General features: G+C 55.3%; 2 rRNA genes (1 of these 2 cut by a window edge). Both read right to left on the reverse strand.

From position 1 onward, the window contains the following. Positions 1–32: 32 nt before the first annotated feature. A 5S ribosomal RNA gene (gene rrf / locus AC13HB_RS00020) occupies positions 33–147 on the reverse strand. 97 nt (positions 148–244) lie between these two features. After that, a 23S ribosomal RNA gene (locus AC13HB_RS00025) occupies positions 245–2,500 on the reverse strand (it continues 530 nt past the right edge of the window).

The following is a 2,500-nucleotide window of genomic DNA, read 5'->3' on the forward strand; positions in this document are numbered from 1 at the left end:
CTGTAGAGGGTTATGATGGATCTATCGTGCAGACCGGGCAGCGACCTACTCTCCCACGCCTTAAGACGCAGTACCATCGGCGCTAGGGGTCTTAACGGCCGTGTTCGGGATGGGAACGGGTGCGGTCCCCCTGCAATAACCACCCGGTCAGCGCGATAGATCCTAAAGAAGAGACGTCCTGAGATTTTGTGTGAGGTTCTTGGATTATGTCCTGGCGAGGCGATCGCCGGGCATGAGCATCAAGAAGATCAAGCCTATCGAGTTATTAGTACCAGTCAGCTTCATGTGTCGCCACACTTCCACATCTGGCCTATCAACGTGGTGGTCTTCCACGGCTCTCAAGGGAAAACTGGTTTTGAGGGGGGCTTCCCGCTTAGATGCATTCAGCGGTTATCCCTTCCGTATATAGCTACCCTGCTATGCTGCTGGCGCAACAACAGGTCCACCAGAGATACGTCCACCCCGGTCCTCTCGTACTAGGGGCAGCTCCTCTCAATTTTCCGACACCCACGGCAGATAGGGACCGAACTGTCTCACGACGTTCTAAACCCAGCTCACGTACCGCTTTAATTGGCGAACAGCCAAACCCTTGGGACCTGCTCCAGCCCCAGGATGCGATGAGCCGACATCGAGGTGCCAAACAATGCCGTCGATATGGACTCTTGGGCATCATCAGCCTGTTATCCCCGGCGTACCTTTTATCCGTTGAGCGATGGCCCTTCCATGCGGGACCACCGGATCACTATGGCCGTCTTTCGACTCTGCTCGACCTGTCAGTCTCGCAGTCAGGCGGGCTTATGCCATTGCACTCAACGAGCGATTTCCGACCGCTCTGAGCCCACCATCGCGCGCCTCCGTTACTCTTTGGGAGGCGACCGCCCCAGTCAAACTACCCACCAGACAGGGTCCCGGACCCAGGTTCATGGGCCGCGGTTAGATATCAACAATTATCAGGGCGGTATTTCAAGGATGGCTCCACCAAAACTGGCGCCTTGGTTTCATAGCCTCCCGCCTATCCTACACAAATAATCGCTAATACCACTGTCAAGCTGTAGTAAAGGTGCACGGGGTCTTTCCGTCTGACCGCGGGAACTCCGCATCTTCACGGAGAATTCAATTTCGCTGAGTCTATGCTGGAGACAGCGGGGAAGTCGTTACGCCATTCGTGCAGGTCGGAACTTACCCGACAAGGAATTTCGCTACCTTAGGACCGTTATAGTTACGGCCGCCGTTTACCGGGGCTTCAATTCGGAGCTCTCACTCCTCCTTTTAACCTTCCGGCACCGGGCAGGCGTCAGACCCTATACGTCGTCTTGCGACTTCGCAGAGCCCTGTGTTTTTAGTAAACAGTCGCCACCCCCTGGTCTGTGCCCCTCCACACTGGTTGCCCAATGCAGAGGCTCCCTTCTCGCGAACTTACGGGAGCAATTTGCCGAGTTCCTTCAGCATAGTTCTCTCAAGCGCCTTGGTATGCTCTACCAGTCCACCTGTGTCGGTTTAGGGTACGGTCTAATGCGGGAGCTATTTCCAGGGACCTCTTCACCGCCTCTCCAATCCGATAAGGAAAAACGATACACGAGATCCGTCACTACCCGCCGGTGCAGGAATATTAACCTGCTTCCCATCGACTACGCATTTCTGCCTCGCCTTAGGGGCCGACTAACCCTGCGCTGATTAGCATTGCGCAGGAACCCTTGGACTTTCGGCGAGAGGGTCTCTCACCCTCTTTATCGCTACTCATGTCAGCATTCTCACTTCCGATACCTCCAGCAGCCCTCGCGGGTCTGCCTTCATCGGCCTACGGAACGCTCCGCTACCGCTCTTTCGAGCCCGCAGCTTCGGTGTATCACTTAAGCCCCGTTACATTTTCCGCGCAGGAGCGCTTGACCAGTGAGCTGTTACGCTTTCTTTAAAGGATGGCTGCTTCTAAGCCAACCTCCTGGTTGTCTAAGCACTCCCACATCGTTTCCCACTTAGTGATAACTTAGGGACCTTAGCTGGCGGTCAGGGCTGTTTCCCTCTCCACTACGGACCTTAGCACCCGCAGTGTGTCTGCCATCTAGTACTCCTCGGTATTCGGAGTTTGGTTAGGTTTGGTAAGCCGTTGGGGCCCCCTAGCCCATCCAGTGCTCTACCCCCGAGGGTATAAGGATGACGCTCTACCTAAATAGATTTCGCGGAGAACCAGCTATTTCCGGGTTTGATTGGCCTTTCACCCCTAGCCACAAGTCATCCCCGTCTTTTTCAACAGACGTGGGTTCGGTCCTCCAGTGCGTGTTACCGCACCTTCAACCTGCTCATGGCTAGATCACCCGGCTTCGGGTCTCATCCCTCGAACTCAGTCGCCCTATTCAGACTCGCTTTCGCTACGCCTACACCTACCGGCTTAAGCTTGCTCGAGAGACGAAGTCGCTGACCCATTATACAAAAGGTACGCCGTCAGGCTTGCGCCCTCCGACTGCTTGTAGGCGTCCAGTTTCAGGGTCTGTTTCACTCCCCT

Source organism: Maricaulis sp. B-26 (assembly GCF_056857855.1).